This is a genomic window from Microbulbifer mangrovi (assembly GCF_002009015.1).
Lineage (GTDB): Bacteria > Pseudomonadota > Gammaproteobacteria > Pseudomonadales > Cellvibrionaceae > Microbulbifer > Microbulbifer mangrovi.
The window spans coordinates 1-16,653 of sequence record NZ_LZDE01000302.1; the positions used below are offsets into that span (position 1 = coordinate 1).

Annotated in this window: 15 protein-coding genes; 2 read left to right on the forward strand and 13 right to left on the reverse strand. The window is 58.8% G+C overall.

Features of this window, described 5'->3' with window-relative positions; genetic code table 11:
* Window positions 1-93: 93 nt before the first annotated feature.
* From adk to cysM, 4 genes are all read right to left on the reverse strand, one after another.
* Window positions 94-747, reverse strand: coding sequence for an adenylate kinase (adk, locus tag B4U49_RS08970; protein WP_078084258.1), 654 nt, complete (start codon window positions 745-747; stop codon window positions 94-96).
* Window positions 748-966: 219 nt separating this feature from the next.
* Window positions 967-1,770: a nucleoside triphosphate pyrophosphohydrolase gene (gene mazG / locus B4U49_RS08975; protein ID WP_078084286.1), complete on the reverse strand. Its 804-nt coding sequence runs from the start codon at window positions 1,768-1,770 to the stop codon at window positions 967-969.
* Window positions 1,771-1,791: 21 nt separating this feature from the next.
* Window positions 1,792-4,044, reverse strand: a complete 2,253-nt coding sequence (gene relA, locus B4U49_RS08980) for a GTP diphosphokinase (RefSeq protein ID WP_078084259.1) — start codon at window positions 4,042-4,044, stop codon at window positions 1,792-1,794.
* A gap of 46 nt (window positions 4,045-4,090) precedes the next feature.
* Window positions 4,091-4,993, reverse strand: a complete 903-nt coding sequence (cysM, locus tag B4U49_RS08985) for a cysteine synthase CysM (protein WP_239692541.1) — start codon at window positions 4,991-4,993, stop codon at window positions 4,091-4,093.
* 190 nt (window positions 4,994-5,183) lie between these two features.
* Between cysM and B4U49_RS08990 the strand changes: the two genes are divergently transcribed.
* Window positions 5,184-6,683, forward strand: a complete 1,500-nt coding sequence (locus B4U49_RS08990) for a histidine kinase dimerization/phospho-acceptor domain-containing protein (RefSeq protein WP_078084261.1) — start codon at window positions 5,184-5,186, stop codon at window positions 6,681-6,683.
* 148 nt (window positions 6,684-6,831) lie between these two features.
* Here B4U49_RS08990 and recO read toward each other — a convergent pair whose 3' ends face one another.
* The 7 genes from recO to B4U49_RS09025 all read right to left on the reverse strand — a co-directional run bounded on the left by recO (window position 6,832) and on the right by B4U49_RS09025 (window position 14,055).
* Window positions 6,832-7,590, reverse strand: coding sequence for a DNA repair protein RecO (gene recO, locus B4U49_RS08995; RefSeq protein WP_239692538.1), 759 nt, complete (start codon window positions 7,588-7,590; stop codon window positions 6,832-6,834).
* 19 nt (window positions 7,591-7,609) lie between these two features.
* Window positions 7,610-8,521 carry a GTPase Era gene (gene era / locus B4U49_RS09000; RefSeq protein WP_078084263.1) on the reverse strand — a complete coding sequence of 304 codons (912 nt, stop codon included), beginning with the start codon at window positions 8,519-8,521 and terminating at the stop codon, window positions 7,610-7,612.
* Between the two features lie 90 nt (window positions 8,522-8,611).
* On the reverse strand, window positions 8,612-9,292 hold the full coding sequence (gene rnc, locus B4U49_RS09005; RefSeq protein WP_078084264.1) for a ribonuclease III: 681 nt from the start codon (window positions 9,290-9,292) through the stop codon (window positions 8,612-8,614).
* 3 nt (window positions 9,293-9,295) lie between these two features.
* Window positions 9,296-9,742 (reverse strand): DUF4845 domain-containing protein, encoded by a 447-nt coding sequence (locus tag B4U49_RS09010; RefSeq protein ID WP_078084265.1) that lies wholly within the window; start codon window positions 9,740-9,742, stop codon window positions 9,296-9,298.
* A gap of 69 nt (window positions 9,743-9,811) precedes the next feature.
* Entirely contained in the window at window positions 9,812-10,588 is a 777-nt protein-coding gene (gene lepB, locus B4U49_RS09015) for a signal peptidase I (protein ID WP_078084266.1), read from the reverse strand.
* Window positions 10,589-10,668: 80 nt separating this feature from the next.
* Complete coding sequence (gene lepA, locus B4U49_RS09020; protein WP_078084267.1) at window positions 10,669-12,474, reverse strand: translation elongation factor 4; 1,806 nt, start codon at window positions 12,472-12,474, stop codon at window positions 10,669-10,671.
* Between the two features lie 180 nt (window positions 12,475-12,654).
* On the reverse strand, window positions 12,655-14,055 hold the full coding sequence (locus tag B4U49_RS09025) for a DegQ family serine endoprotease (RefSeq protein WP_078084268.1): 1,401 nt from the start codon (window positions 14,053-14,055) through the stop codon (window positions 12,655-12,657).
* 210 nt (window positions 14,056-14,265) lie between these two features.
* On the opposite strand from B4U49_RS09025, the gene mpaA reads away from it, so the two are divergent.
* Window positions 14,266-15,000: a murein tripeptide amidase MpaA gene (mpaA, locus tag B4U49_RS09030; RefSeq protein ID WP_078084269.1), complete on the forward strand. Its 735-nt coding sequence runs from the start codon at window positions 14,266-14,268 to the stop codon at window positions 14,998-15,000.
* A gap of 36 nt (window positions 15,001-15,036) precedes the next feature.
* Here mpaA and ycjG read toward each other — a convergent pair whose 3' ends face one another.
* A complete protein-coding gene (gene ycjG / locus B4U49_RS09035) occupies window positions 15,037-15,984 on the reverse strand; it encodes an L-Ala-D/L-Glu epimerase (RefSeq protein ID WP_239692539.1) in 948 nt (315 codons plus the stop codon).
* 171 nt (window positions 15,985-16,155) lie between these two features.
* Window positions 16,156-16,641, reverse strand: a complete 486-nt coding sequence (locus tag B4U49_RS09040) for a SoxR reducing system RseC family protein (protein ID WP_078084271.1) — start codon at window positions 16,639-16,641, stop codon at window positions 16,156-16,158.
* Window positions 16,642-16,653 lie beyond the last annotated feature (12 nt).

The following is a 16,653-nucleotide window of genomic DNA, read 5'->3' on the forward strand; positions in this document are numbered from 1 at the left end:
AAGGCTCCCGAAGGAGCCTTTTTCATAAAAGAAGCAACAGCTGGAAGCTTCTTTGCCCGCCTATGGCAGGACTTTAACCGATGCAGGATACGATCAGCTCAGGGCTGCAATAACCTGGTCGCGGATAGCGTCCATGGAGCCGACACCTTCTACCTTGCTGTACTTCGGCGCGGACTCTGGCTGGCGCTGTTCCAGCTCACGGTAAAAACCGACCAGGGGCTCGGTCTGCTCGTGATAAATGGAAAGACGGTTGCGCACGGTTTCTTCGCTATCGTCCGCGCGCTGTACCAGCGGTTCACCGGTAACGTCGTCCACGCCTTCAGTTTTGGGCGGGTTGTATACCAGATGGTAAACGCGACCAGAGCCTTCGTGCACACGACGGCCAGACAGGCGCTTTACAATTTCCTCGTCGTCCACGGCGATTTCCAGCACGTGGTCGATGGCGACTTCAGCGTCCAGCATGGCCTGGGCCTGGGGAATGGTGCGCGGGAAGCCGTCGAACAGGAATCCATTGGCACAATCCGGCTCTGCGATACGCTCTTTGACCAGAGCGATGATCAGGTCATCGGAAACCAGCTGTCCTGCTGCCATGATGTCTTTGGCTTGCAGTCCCAGTGGCGTGCCGGCCTTGACCGCAGCCCGGAGCATGTCCCCGGTAGAAATCTGAGGAATTCCAAACTTCTCGGTGATGAACTGGGCCTGAGTACCCTTACCAGCGCCCGGAGCGCCCAGAAGTATGATTCGCATAAACAGATAATCTCCAGATCATGCCGAGGCGCAGCGCAGTCATTGCGGCGGGCCACCGTAAAAAGAGCGCTACCTTACACTTTGCCCCATGCCAGAACAAGTCCGCATGTGGTCTGGCCGAATTCGGTAATTTTTTTACAAAACTCGGCAATTTTATTCCGGATTCAGGAGTTTAGCGCCACTTCCCGCTCTGCAACCGGCCCCATCCTGTGTCAGAAACTACTTTTTGGACAGTTCCCAGAGCTGGTCCAACTCTTCCAGGGAGACATCTGCGGGCTGCAAATCCCGCTGTTTCAGCGCAGATTCCACCGCGCCAAAGCGCTGCTGGAATTTGCGATTACACTGGCGCAGCGCCGCCTCTGGATCTTCATTTAGATGCCGGGCAACGTTGACGCAGGAGAACAGCAGGTCCCCCAATTCTTCGCGGGAATGTTCACTATCTCCACTGGCAATAGCTTCACGCAATTCCCGCACTTCCTCTTCGACCTTGGCAAGTACGCCATCAATTTCGGGCCAGTCAAAGCCCACCTGAGATGCTCGCTTCTGCAATTTGGCAGCCCTCGTAAGCGCTGGCAATCCCGCCGCTACACCGTCCAGAGTACCCTTCTCACCCTTGGCTTCGCGCTCCGCGGCCTTGATCGACTCCCAGTTGGCTTTCACCTGTTGCTCGTCGATCTCGCCGGCCTGATTCTCGCCGTGCAGATCTCCAGAGGGAAATACATGGGGATGACGCCGCACCAGTTTCCGCACCAGGGTATCGACGATACGGGAAAAATCGAAATGACCCTGCTCCTGTCCCAATTGGGCATAGAAAATCACCTGAAACAGGAGGTCACCCAGCTCTTCATGCAGGTGTTCAAAATCCTCCAGCTCAATGGCCTCAGCCACTTCGTACGCCTCTTCAATCGTGGAGGGAACGATGGACGAAAACGTCTGCTTCAGGTCCCAAGGGCAACCGCCATCCGGGTTGCGCAGCTGTGACATCAAAAACTGCAGATCTTCGACGGTATAGGTTTCTTTCATGTCTACCATCTGGTTACAGGATCAGTGAAGAATACGCCGGTTGGCCGACGCAACATTGGGAAGCTGATTGATGCGATGCAGCACCTGGCTGAGCTCTTCAAAGTTATGGATCTCGGCGGTAATCACCATATCTACTGTGTGCTTATGCTTGTTAGAGCGAGTCTGCATGGCAGTAATATTGATGCGCTGGCTATCCAGCATGGCGGTGATATCCCGCAACAGGCCGTGACGGTCGTACGCCTCCACCATAATTTCAACCGAGTAGAGATCGCTGGGTTTTTCGGCCCACTCTACCTGCAGAATACGCTCAGGCTCATCGGACTGCATACGCAGCATATTGGCGCAGTCCTTACGGTGGATGGAAACTCCGCGGCCCTGGGTGATATAGCCCATGATGTCGTCCCCCGGCAACGGGTTACAGCAACGGGCGATCTGCGTCATCAGGTTACCCACACCGTCGATGTAAACATCCGCCTGCCCTTCGCGGGCGACCGGCGCAGTGAGGGAAACTACTGGCTCTCCCCGCTCCACTTTCACCATGCGCTGGGCAGCGTTGAGTACCTGACCGACACCAATATCGCCGGCGCCTACCGCCGCGTAAAGGTCGTCCAGGGAATGCATGTTGAGTTTCTTTGCGAGCTTCTCGAAATCGAAATCCGCGAGCGCCAGTCGCTTGAATTCCCCATCGAGAATGGTGCGCCCTTCCGCGATATTCTGATCCCGCGCCTGCTGTTTGAACCAGTGAATGACTTTGGCCCGGGCCCGCGAGGTGGTGATGTAACCCATGCTCCGGGAAATCCAGTCACGGCTAGGCGACTCCCGCTTGCCAGTGAGGATTTCCACCTGGTTGGCGGTTTGCAGTTCGTGATTGAGGGGCACAATGCGCCCGTCTACCTTGGCCCCCCGACAGCGATGCCCGATTTCTGTGTGGATCCTGTACGCGAAATCCAGCGGGGTGGCACCGCGGGGCAGATCGACCACATGGCCATCCGGGGTAAATACATAAATTCGGGTGTCGACATCGCTGGCCTGGAGATCGTCCTGCAGCGGGTTGCCCCCCACTTCTTCGTGCCAGTCGAGCACCTGGCGCAGCCAGGAAATCTTCTGCTCGTAGCCGTCCTGACCATCCAGTTGGCCAGATTTCTTGTCGGTCCCTTTGTACCGCCAGTGCGCACACACCCCGTATTCGGCTTCCTCGTGCATGGCAAACGTCCGGATCTGGACCTCCAGCACCTTGCGCTCGGGACCGATCACCGCGGTATGCAGGGAGCGATAACCATTTTCTTTCGGCGAAGCGATGTAATCGTCAAATTCGTTGGGGATGTTGCGCCAAAGGTTGTGCACGATCCCGAGCACCGCATAACAGTCCCGTACCGTGGGCACCAGAATGCGCACCGCGCGAATATCGTAGACTTGGGAGAAACCGATATTTTTTCGCCGCATCTTCCGCCAGATGCTGTAGATGTGCTTGGCGCGGCCAAATACTTCGCCTTCAATCTCCGCCTTGGACAGTTCGTTGCGCAACATGTCCAGTACATCGTCGATATAGTCCTGCCGCGCCAGGCGCTTTTCGTCCAGCAGCCGCGCGATCTGCATGTAGTCGTCGGGCTCCAGGTAACGGAAGGAGAGGTCTTCCAACTCCCACTTGATATGTCCGATACCCAGGCGGTGGGCCAGCGGCGCATAAACGTCAGCCACTTCTCGTGCGACCCGGCGGCGCTTGGCCTCATCCGCCTTTTTCGCTGCCCGGATAGCACAGGTGCGCTCCGCAAGCTTGATCAGTGCAACCCGCACATCATCTACCAGAGCCACCAGCATCCTGCGGATATTTTCCGAATGCTCTTCTACCGCACCGCTCTGGTTTTCCTCGCCAGTATCCGCGCTGCGATTGCGGATCACCGCCATCTGCAGGACACCGCGGATCAGCTTGGCGATGGTTTCTCCCATCTCATCGGAGACAGCTTTCAGGGACAGGCGATTTTCACGTACCGCACGGTAGAGCATGGCCGCACACAGGGCTTCGCCATCGATCTGCAGGTCCGCGAGAATCTCGACCATTTCCAGGCCGGTAAGAAAGCTACTGGTTCCTTCCGCCCAGATATTTTGCGCATCGATGGAGCGATGCTCCGCCTCTTCGCTGATTTCAATGGCCTTGCGGAGGGTCACCAGAGTCCCGCCATCCAGCTTTGCCAGCGCCTGAATATGGCGCAGCCAGGTCTCCCTATCGAGAGTGCCGTCGGCCAGTCGCGGATAATTTTTTCTGACTTGTACCAATGTATTAACTCGCGGTCAGAATGATCGGAAAAACGTGTTTGTGCGTTTAAGCCGGAGCGTCGACATTAAACAGACCGGAAGAAAGATACCGGTCACCGCGATCGCAGATGATCGCCACTATCGTGGCATTTTCTACTTCCCGGGAAATTTTCAGGGCACCGGCTACAGCGCCGCCGGACGATACCCCGCAGAAGATACCCTCTTCACGGGCCAGGCGCCGGGTCATATCCTCCGCCTCCTGCTGACTAATATCCATAACACGGTCAACTTCGTCCGGCACAAATATTTTCGGCAAATAGGCCTGGGGCCAGCGACGAATACCCGGGATGGCAGAGCCCTCTGTGGGCTGCAGGCCGACGATCTGGACTTCTGGATTCTGCTGCTTCAGATAGCGACCACATCCCATGATGGTTCCGGTGGTCCCCATAGAAGACACAAAGTGGGTAATGCGCCCTCCAGTCTGACGCCAGATCTCCGGCCCGGTTGTTTCGATATGGGCGGCGGGGTTGTCCAGATTGGAGAACTGATCCAACACCAGCCCCTTCCCTTCTGCCTGCATTTGTAATGCCAGATCTCGCGCACCTTCCATTCCCTGTTCCGCGCTCACCAGAATGAGCTCCGCACCATAGGCCGCCATGGCTGCCTTGCGCTCTTCCGTAGCACTTTCAGGCATGATCAGTACCAGGCGGTAGCCCTTGATCGCCGCCGCCATGGCCAGCGCGATACCGGTATTGCCACTGGTAGCCTCGATCAGTGTGTCTCCTGCGCGAATCTGACCGCGTGCCTCCGCACGGCTGATCATCGACAGCGCCGGGCGATCCTTGACGGATCCCGCGGGATTATTACCCTCCAGCTTGAGCAGGATGGTATTGGAAGTCTCTCCCTGTAGGCGTTGCAGCCGAACCAGGGGGGTATTGCCAACGCAATCGGCAATGGTCGGGTATTCCATAGTCAGCATCTGATCCATCGGACTATTCATCGGGACTGGCGGGCGAACATTCTACCCCCCGGGCGGCGCGGCTGCGACTTCGCATCACTGGAAGGCAGTAGATTCCGCGCAAAAACCGACTATTTTGGGGTGGCTTCTGTGGCCAGCAGGCGTAGAATCGGACAAAAATAACACAACAGCCGCAGAAATCATGGCCCACGCCCCCGCTAATCATTCCCGCCCCGCGCCACAGCCGTCACTGGTGAAGTCGTCGCAGGAGCGAAGCCACAAACGGCGCACCGGCAAACGCCCGCTGTCGCTGCGGGCAATTATGTTCCGCTACACCATGGCGCCCGCTCTGATCATTTCAGTTCTGCTGAGCCTGCTGTTTACCCTGCAGCAGATGAGCGACCGCCGTGACCTGCTATTGAGTCACGGTCGCGCCAGCGCGGAGCAGCTGGTGGAGCTGATTCATCTCAGCGACGGTCATTCGTTCGAAGACCGGATCAAGTGGCTGGACAAAAGCCTCCTGGCACTGATGCTGGAGCGGGATATGATCCGCTCGGTCCAGCTGTACCGGGCCGACCGCAATGAAATCGGCGAGGAAGAGTTCACCCTGATATCCAGTGTTGGCCCGCGTCCGCGCACCGCCTTCAAGGCAGAGGAACTGCGGGGCAAACAGGCGCATATCTACGAGGATCTAAAAAGTCTGCAGGTGCTCCACCCGTTGCGCGGGGAAGATACCAACTGCTGGCTGACCATTGAGCTACACCGTCCCTATTTCCTTGTGGGCACCTACCAGGTGGCACTGATCGGCCTGCTCGGACTGATTGTGTGCGCACTGATTGCCCTGGTGTGGGCCGTGGCACTTTCCGAACGCGCATCCCGCAGCCTGGAGCACTTCAAAGACTCCCTGCGCGCGGTCGGGCAAGGGAAATTTACTGCGCGTGCAGCGAAATCTGGCAATCTGGAGCTGTCCCAGCTGGGGGAAGAAATTAACCTGATGGCGGACAACCTGGCGGAATTTCTCCGGGACTACCAGGACGGCCTTCACCAGTCCATGGAGGACCTGCGTCAGTCGCTGGATTCGATGGAAGAACAGAACATTGAACTGGAGCTCGCGCGTAAAAAGGCAGTGGAAACCAGTCGGGTTAAATCCACCTTCCTGGCCAATACGAGCCACGAGATCCGCACGCCACTGAACGGCATCATCGGTTTTACCAACCTGCTGCTGAAAACCGAAGTCGACCAGCTGCAACAAGACTACCTGCAGACCATCCTGCGCTCAGCAGAAAGCCTGCTTACCACCATCAACGACATCCTCGACTTCTCCCGTATCGAGTCGGGCAACCTTGTACTGGATCACAGCCCGATGAACCTCGGCCAGGTCCTGGAAGAAACCCTGCAGATCCTCGCGCCCTACGGCTACGAGCACAATCTGGAACTGGTACCCTTTGTCGACCCGCAGTTGCCGCCATCGCAAATCGGCGACCCGCTACGCATCAAACAGATCCTGACCAACCTGGTCAGCACCGCCATTCGCTGCTCAGAACACGGCAGCATCCCGGTCCGTATCGCCGTACAGAGCGGTAAGGAATCCGAGTTGATGATGAGCATCAACATCGTCGGAACAATTACAGGAACTGTTGCGCCCGGTGCGGGATCAGAACCCAACGCAAATCGACGAGCAGGCCTACCAGAGCGCTTATGAGCGGGTTAGAGAAGAGATTCGCAGCCTGCGCGACTGGGCAGCAGACCAGGACCTGGAAGCCCTGTTTGGTCTGGAGGGCGAATTGGAGGGGAATTCTGACGGACCAACAGAGGCAGCGAAGTAACGCGTGACGGCCGCGCTGCGACCTCTAGCCTTCGCTGTAGACCTGGCGAAACAGCTCGCGGCTGCTGAGCGGACGACCGCCCAGCAGAGGCTGTAGCAGGAGGCGAGTAAGTCTTTTGGCCGTGGAAAGGGTCTCACTATCCGGCGTAGCTGCGGCTTCTGAATCCGCCAGTTGCGCCATTCGCAGCAACTGCTCGCCTTGAAACTCCCCGGTACGCAGCGGGCGCCCCTGAGGGACAACCACTGGCATAAACCCCTCTTCGCGGGTCAACCTGTACACAGCGTCTGCGCGTATCGGCGCATGCTCTAACGGGCAGTAATCCAGCTCCGGGCAACTGCCCAGGGCCTGTAACAGGTTCAATTCAAAGCTGCGCAACGGCAGTTCCAGCTCCACACTGTGCTCGCCAGACACCGCCGCTAACGCCTCCAGCAACTGCTGATAGGCGGCAAACACTGACACCAGGCTCTCCCCCTCTGGCAACAAGCGCACCAACAATTCGTTGGCGTACAGGCCAGCGTACACAGCCCTACCCTTGAGCCACAGGGACTGCCCGGCACTTTCCAGAGGTCCAAGAGTTTTAAGGTTGTGGCGCCCGAGCAGAGTCACCAGCAAGGGAGAGAAAGGCTGCAGCGCCCGCTGTCGCCGCTGTTTGTCGCGGCGCGCCCCGCGGGCAATGCAGGAGATGCGTCCGTAATCCGGGGTCAACAGCTCGAGGATCAGGCTGGAGTCCCGGAAGGGACGCGAGTGCAGGATATAAGCCGGTTGCGGAGGCAGCTGCTGCACGGTGATACAGGGTCGCGGCTCAGCGCTTGTCCACGTAGCCGAGGCTGCGCAGCGCGCGCTCGTCATCGGACCAGCCGGATTTCACTTTCACCCAAAGGTTCAGCATTACCTTGCTGTCAAACAGACGCTCCATATCCAGCCGCGCCTGCTGGCCGATCTGCTTGATCCGTTCGCCCTTGGTGCCAATCAGGATGCGCTTCTGTCCGCCGCGCTCGACCAGGATCGCCGCACTGATGTGCAGGATCTTGCCCTCCTGCTTGAACTCTTCCACCTCGACGGTCACCGAATAGGGAATTTCCGCACCCAGCTGACGCATAACCTTCTCGCGAATGATCTCCGCGGCCAGGAATCGGGAGCTGCGATCGGTGATCTGATCTTCCTCGAAGAAGTGCACACCTTCCGGAAGGCGCTCGATGATTACGTCCTCCAGCGCCTGCAGGTTAGACGCCCGCAGCGCCGACAGCGGAACAACCTCAGCATCCGGGAAGCGCTCGGACAGGGCCTGCAACTGCGGCAGCAGTTCCGCCTTGTCCTCAAGCTGGTCCACCTTGTTGACGGCAATGATCAGCGGGCACTTGAGGCCGCGCAGTTTCTGCGCAACCAGTTCGTCACCCTCGGTCCAGCGCGCCCGTTCCACGACAAATACCACCACGTCCACATCCCGGGTGGAGCTGATGGCCGCGCGGTTCATATAGCGGTTGATCGCTTTTTCTTCACCAGCGTGCAGGCCCGGAGTATCCACGAAAATAATCTGGTTACTGCCCTCGGTCTTGATACCGAGCATATTGTGGCGGGTCGTCTGGGGCTTGCGCGAAGTAATGCAGATTTTCTGCCCCAGCACATGATTCAGCAGCGTGGATTTGCCCACGTTGGGCCTGCCGACAATAGCCACGTAGCCACAACGGGAAGGTGGGTTGTTTGATTCGCTCAAGGAAAGTCTCCGGGCCCCTGGGGCCGTCCCACGGCAGGCCGCAAGGCCAGCTTGAAACGTGGGCAATTGATAATGATGCCGATTATAGAGTCAGCCCTGCCCGGTCAGTCGAGCGTAAGCTTCGCTGGCGGCGGCCTTCTCCGCCGCACGCCGATTGCCGGCAGTGCCGCGCACCGGCTGGTCAAGTCCGTGCACACTGCACTCCACCACGAACTGCTGGGAGTGCTCTTCACCACCGATCGCCACTACCTTGTACGCCGGCAGTGGTTTCTGGCGCGCCTGCAGCCATTCCTGCAAGCGGGTTTTGGGGTCTTTGGCGGTTTCCAGCGACAGGTTGTCGAGGCGCGGACCGAACCACGCCAGCACACGTTCACGCGCCGCTTCCAGGCCAGTGTCCAGGTATATCGCGCCGATAATTGCCTCTACCGCATCGGCGAGAATGGAAGCGCGACGATGTCCGCCACTTTTCATCTCACCCTCGCCCAGACGCAGGCACTCACCGAGCTCCAGCTCCCGTGCCAGCTTGGCCAGTGTCTCCCCACTGACCAGCTGCGCGCGCAGGCGACTCATCTGGCCCTCGCGGCCTTCCGGGAATTTTTCAAACAGGGCGGCGCTGATGGTAAACCCGAGGATCGAGTCCCCCAGGAATTCCAGCCGCTCGTTGTTGCGGCTGCCGTGGGATCTGTGGGTGAGCGCCAGAGTGAGCAGATCCGCCCGGGTAAACTGATATCCCAGGCGATTGCCAAGTCGTTGCAGGTGGAGGTCTGTCACCGGTTAGTAATCGTCTCGCTTGCGAAACTGCTCAAGGTCCACCAGAGGCTCGCAACAGAGCTCGGGCTTGGCAGTATTCAGTTGTTTATCAAACTTCATCACCACGTCCACATTGTGGAACAGCGGCTGACGCAGCTCGTAATTGATGCTTACCAGGGTGCTGTCGGCACCGCGGATAATTTTTACCGACTGGGTCGGCTCACCACGCACGTTATTGATGGTAAAGAACCGGTCGAGCTCCCGTTTAATTTCGGTGTTGCTCATCTCCCGGATACCACTGTTCTGGGACAGGCTGTGCAGCCCCTCCTCCACAAAATGCGCATCGATGTAGGCCGGACCCAACTTGGATACGATGGTCAGGCCGAAACCGAACACCGCAATCACAATCAGCCAGCCCCAGTAACTCATACCCCGTTGTGCGGCCAGTGGTGAATGTAGTTTTAGTGCCATTGCGTAGTACCGTTTTATCGTTATTTAAGCCGGTCCATGGTCAAAGTGTTTTTTGGTATTCATCGAGTCCTACTCGATGCCGCCGACCCGGTCGAAACTGGGAAGGCTCATTAGTTTGTCCCAATGCATCCAGATTGCAAAGGCCTTGCCGACAATGTCCTTCTCGGGCACGAACCCCCACTTGCGACTGTCCAGGCTGTTGTCCCGATTGTCGCCCATCATGAAATAGTGGCCTTCCGGCACTACCAGGGTGCGAATATTGCCGTAAATGCTTGGATTGATCTGCTTGGCCATCAGGTGACGGCGGCCATTGATGTCTTCCCACAGAAACTCTTTTTGCGGGTTGCCCGGGGGCAACGCCTGGATCAGCTCCTGTGGCGCGGGCTCGCCATTGATGAACAGCTGGTTGTTAACCACCTTGATTTCATCCCCAGGCAGGCCGATAACACGTTTGATGTAGTAGGTCTCATTGGCATGGGGCGGGAAGAACACCATCACGTCCCCACGTTTGGGCTCGCCGATATCCACCACCTTGGTACGGGAAACCGGCAGGCGCAGGCCATAGGCGTACTTGTTAACCAGGATAAAGTCGCCCACCTGCAAAGTGGGATCCATGGATGCGGACGGGATCTGAAAGGGTTCAACCAGAAAGGAGCGCAGCACAAAGACAATAGCCAGCACCGGGAAGAAGGACTTGGCGTACTCCACCACCACAGGCTCCTGCACCTGCTGGCCCTTCGCAGTCAAGGCCTTCCGCCCACGTGCCAGAAACAGCACATCAAACAGCCAGATTACCCCTGTCACCACCACCAGCAACAGCAAAATAAGGGGGAAATTGATATCCATTCAAAAGTCTCTTTCTGACTGGTTTTTATCGAATGCTTTCCGGGCCCCGGCACCTGCCGGGGCGTCTCGGCACAATGAAATCAGTTGTCTACTTTGAGTACGGCCAGGAATGCATCCTGCGGCACTTCGACCTTACCCAGCTGCTTCATACGGCGCTTACCCGCCTTCTGCTTTTCCAGCAGCTTTTTCTTTCGGGTGACGTCACCACCATAACACTTCGCAGTTACGTTCTTGCGCAGCGCTTTTACCGTGGTACGCGCAATTACCTGACCGCCAATAGCAGCCTGAATTGCGACGTCAAACATCTGACGAGGAATCAGCTCTTTCATCTTCTCAGCGAGGGCACGACCGCGCTGTTGCGCGTTATCCCGATGCAGGATCACCGCCAGGGCATCCACCCGCTCACCGTTGATGAGGATATCAAGACGGACCAGCTTTGCCGGGTCAAAGCGCACAAAGTTGTAGTCCAGGGAAGCAAATCCACGGCTCACAGACTTGAGGCGGTCGAAGAAGTCCATGACCACTTCGCTCATCGGCAGTTCGTAGCGCAGGGAAACCTGCCCGCCCACGTACTGCATATCCTTCTGGATACCGCGCTTTTCCACGCACAGGGTGATCACATTACCCAGGTATTCCTGCGGTACAAGGATATTTGCCTCGACGATCGGCTCGCGCATTTCCTCGATCATGCCCAGATCCGGCATGCGCGAGGGGTTATCCATATTGACCAGTTCCCCGTTGGTCAGCTGCACCTCGTAAACCACGGTGGGCGCTGTGGTGATCAGATCCAGGTCGTACTCGCGCTCCAGGCGCTCCTGGATAATCTCCATGTGCAGCATGCCGAGGAAGCCACAGCGGAAGCCGAAGCCCAGGGCATCGGAAGTTTCCGGCTCATAGAACAGCGAGGCGTCGTTCAGGGAGAGCTTGTCCAGGGCGTCGCGGAACGCCTCGTAGTCGTCTGAGCTCACCGGGAACAGGCCCGCATAAACCTGCGGCTTCACTTTCTGGAAGCCCGGCAGCATTTCCACCTCTTCCGCGCCCTTGGCGTGGGTCAGGGTGTCGCCCACTGGCGCACCATGGATATCCTTGATCCCGGCTACCACGAAGCCCACTTCACCGGCACGCAGCACACCGGTTTCTTTGCGTTTGGGCGTAAATACACCAACGTTATCCACCACATGGGGACGGCCGAGGGACTTGGTAACGATCTTGTCTTTGGCCCTGAGGGTGCCCTGAACCACGCGCACCAGCGACACCACCCCAAGGTAGCTGTCGAACCAGGAGTCGATAATCAACGCCTGCAGCGGTGCATCCACGTCACCTTCCGGCGGCGGCACCAGTCGCACCAGATCCTCCAGCACATCCTCTACGCCGATGCCGGATTTGGCACTGCAGCGGGTCGCGTCGGTGGCATCAATACCGATAATGTCTTCGATTTCTTCGGCCACCTTCTCCGGTTCGGCCTGCGGCAGGTCCATCTTGTTCAGTACCGGAATCACTTCCAGGCCCTGTTCGATGGCGGTATAGCAGTTGGCCACGGACTGGGCTTCCACGCCCTGAGCCGCGTCCACCACCAGCAACGCGCCCTCACAGGCAGCCAGGGAGCGGGAAACTTCGTAGGAGAAATCCACGTGTCCGGGCGTGTCGATGAAGTTCAGCTGGTAGGTTTTACCGTCGCGGGCGGTGTAGTCCAGAGTCACACTCTGGGCCTTGATGGTAATGCCCCGCTCCCGCTCGATATCCATGCTATCGAGCACCTGTGCGGCCATCTCACGGTCGGTCAGGCCGCCGCAAACCTGGATAAAACGGTCGGCGAGAGTGGATTTCCCGTGGTCAATATGAGCGATGATGGAAAAGTTGCGGATGTGGGAGAGATCAGTGGCCACTGCGAGGATAAAACCTTTTAAAAATCAGTGAGTTAATGAGCGGACCGGGCCGCGCTGTGGGCGCAAGTCTAACAGGTTGCAGGAAAAGTGCATCCGATCTGCGCGAAGCCCCGGGAATTCAAGGGCTTCAGGCCATTATTGGGCCCCCGCCTGCGGCGGGAGCCCGTCCGCTCACCGGCCTCAATCCTCCTCGATCTGGATAGTGCGGAAAGTGGGCTGACCTCCGCGGAAGAAGCGGATCGGCAGCAGCTCACCCTTGGGCAGCTTCTTGACGATTTTCTGGTAGTCCGCCAGAGACTCTACCTGGTCAAAGCCCAGCTGGGCGATGATATCGCCGCCGCGCAGGCCCGCATTGGCACCGGCCTTACCCGGCACCACCTGCTTCACCAGCACGCCACTCTCTACCCCGAGGCGTTGCTTTAGGCTCTCCGGGATCTCATCTACCACCAGTCCCAGGCGACCACCTACATCAGAGGTGGCGGGCGCACTGGATGCCTGCTGGCCATCGTCATCGCCCGGCAGCGCACCCACGCGCACCTTCAGCTTGCGCTGATCGCCTTCGCGCATCAGTACCACCGGCACTTCGGATCCAGGACGAATCTGCCCAACTACGTGTGGCAAGTCACCGGACATGTTGATTTTTTCGCCATCGAAGTGGGTGATGATGTCACCAACCTTGATGCCGGCCTGATCCGCCGGAGATCCGGCCTCAAGCTGTCCGACCAGCGCGCCGGACGGTTTACCGAGTCCCATGGCCGTGGCCAGCTTGCGGTCCACGTCCTGGATACCGACACCCAGCCAACCGCGATCCACACGCCCTTTCTCTTTCAGCTGCGCGACCACGTCCTGGGCCAGGCTCGCAGGGATCGCGAACGACAGGCCGATCGAGCCGCCACTGCGGGTATAAATCTGGGAATTGATGCCTACCACTTCGCCATCCAGGTTGAACAGCGGGCCACCGGAGTTACCCGGGTTGATGGCCACATCGGTCTGGATAAACGGCACATAGTTTTCGCGGCTCTCGTTGGGAATGCTGCGTCCCATGGCACTGATGATGCCCGCGCTGGCCGAGTAATCGAGACCAAAGGGAGAGCCGATCGCCACGACCCACTCGCCCACCTTGACCCGCTCGGAATCTCCCCAGCGCACTGTTGGCAGCCCATCAGCATCCACCTTCAGCAGTGCCAGATCGGAACGCGGGTCGGTACCCACCACCTTGGCGTCGTACTCACGGCGGTCCGTGAGGGTTACACGCACCTCGTCGGCACCATCGACCACATGGTTATTGGTGACCACATAGCCATCTTTGGAGATGATAAACCCCGACCCCATGCTGGCCACTGGCCGCTGCTGGCGCTGACGGGGCTCCAGCAGGTGGCGGAAGATATCCGGAATCTGCTGCTCGTATTGCGGAGGCATCGCATTGCGTGAGACGCGGCTGCGCTCCAAGGTATTGATTTTTACCACCGCCGGAGAGTTCTGTTCGATGAGGTCCGTCAGCTCCGGCAGGCCGCGCGCGCTCGCGGCGGCCGAGACAAGGAAACAAAGTGCAAGCAAGAACTGCGAGTAGCGTGCAACCATATTTATTACCCCTGATAAGCGCTTTTACTAATATTCAAAAAAGTGCATTCCAATAGGTCACCTGTGCGGTTATCACTTGGTGTTATCCACCACAGGCATCTCAACTGGCGATTGTTGCCGGGCAATGCCCGCCAGCCAGTACCACACTGTTAGTTGGGAATTTCGTGGAAAAGTTCTCACAACCCAGTGTAAAACAGTGTTAAGGACTTCATGACACAGCCCAATCAGACACCCGTGAGCTCAACTCTGCGCCCCCGCACCCAGCGCGGGCTGTTCCGTACCCAGCGGCTCCAGTATGGGCAATCGGCGCTGGGCGCGCCGCTGTTCTACTTCCCCGCCGACATCTGCGATGAACATACCGGCATCGTGATGGCCGGCACCCATGGCGACGAAGTTGCCGCAGTGGTGACCCTGTCCTGCGCCCTGCGCGCGCTGGAAGCCGGACAACTGCGCCACCATGTGATTCTCGCGGTGAATCCCGATGGCTGCCAGCTGGGAACCCGCTCCAACGCCCGTGGCGTGGACCTGAATCGCAATTTTGCCACCATCAACTGGAAGCCGGATGGCACCGTATACCGCTGGAACAGTGCGGCGGAGCAACGCGATGTGTATCTCTCCACGGGCACTCGCGCCGGCTCGGAACCGGAAACCCAGGCACTGTGTCGCCTGGTGACCGAGCTCGAGCCCGCATGGATGATCTCCATCCACGAGCCTCTCGCCTGTGTCGAAGATCCCCTGCAAAGCCCCCTCGGGCAATGGCTGGCGGAGCGATTCGAGCTGCCGCTGGTGACCGAGCTTGGCTACCAGACGCCCGGCTCGTTCGGCACCTGGTGTGCGGAGCATCAATACCCGTGTATCACCCTGGAATACCCCCCCATCTCCGCGGACGTAGCCAGCGAGGAATACCTGGCCGTCATGACCGACTTACTGCGCCTTGAGCACTAGCGGCTAACCTCTTATGGAGAGGTGTCAGCTACCTGTTCAGGTCCAGTAGACCCGACCGTCAGCAAAACGCAATGGATCGACATCCCTGGCCAGCCAGGTAGGGCCATCGAGATCAACAAAGCGTGCCCGGCTGCCCAGGGGCCAGGCGGCGCGGACCGCACGAGAGGTGCACAGCATGCAGCCGAGCATTACCTGGAACCCCTGCTGCGAAGCTGCCTGCTCCAGCAACAATGCCTCCCGCACACCACCGGTCTTGTCCAGCTTGATATTCACCATATCGTAGCGCCCTTGCAGCCGTGGCAGGTCCGCACGGGTGTGGCAGCTTTCATCCGCACAAATCGGCAGTGGATGCTCAAATTGCGCCAGTAGCTGATCCTCCGCGGAGGGAAGCGGCTGCTCAAGCATCGCCACTCCCTGCTCGGCCAGGGATTCACACAAGGCCGGCAGGCCATCTTCTGCCCAGGACTCATTGGCGTCGATCACCAGCTGGCACTCCGGTGCGGCAGCACGCACCGCTGCCACCCGCTCCAGCACCCGCTCGCGGTCGAGCTTCAACTTGAGTACCGATACGCCAGCGTCCGCTGCCGCACGGGCCGCCTGTGCCATGGCTTCGGCATCGCCGACCACCAGCGTCTGCACCGTGGGCAGCCACGCAGGACCGCCAAACCCGCGCCCGGATTTTTGCTGCTCCCAATGCTCCAGCGCACAGTCCAAGGCATTGCGGGCAGCCCCGGCGGGCATCACCTCCTGCAACTGCTCGCGGGTTAGCCCATCGCGCAACGACGGCAATACGGAGGACACCTCCGCCAGTACCGACTCGACGCTTTCTCCATAGCGCGGATAGGGCGTGCACTCGCCGATACCGGTCAGCCCTTCTGCCGACAGCTCCACAACCACCACCTCCGCCTCGGTGCGCGCACCGCGGGAAATGACAAAAGCCGTCCGCAGGGGCCAGCTCTCGGCATAGCAACGCCCTTCAAACATCCATACGCTCCTCATCGGCAGTACACCGCACAGGTCTGCCTTCAGTGTAGAAAGTTATCTGCATACAGCGGGAGGAATGGCGAAAAAGCCTTTGCGGGGCATTTTAGGGTCAAAACGAAATCGGAAAGGGGGAGGAAAAGAAAGTGTTTTGGAGACGCGGCAAACAACGCGTCAGGACAAAGGCGTGACGGGAATTACACAGGGCTTTCCCTGCTCCAGTCGCAAAAGCTGAGGCGCCATCGCCGGATTATGGCGCTGCAAGTGGCTGTACAGGCGTACGCACACTGCACCGAGAAAAAGACCACCGAGGGCACCGCAAATGGCCCACAGCTCACTACCAGATACGCCTGCTAGCGCGTCCCCTGCGAGCGCACCCAGCACCAGTGCCACAAGGGGCATCAGGTATACGACCAGGGCACTACTCGCCAGGGTGTTCTCCGCAATACCGATGACCACGGTATCGTGCAGCTGGGTGCGAGAGAGCATTTCGGGAGCGACCGACACCCGCACCTGCGACGCCTTTGCCCAGAAATCACCGAGGAGTCCCGTACCACAGCCGGACTTGGCGGCACAGCTGTGGCAACCGCTGCGCTGCACGGTTTCCACCCAAACTCCGCCGTCGTCCAGGGCTACCACCCTGCCTCGCTCTTCAATCATTGCACTGATTCG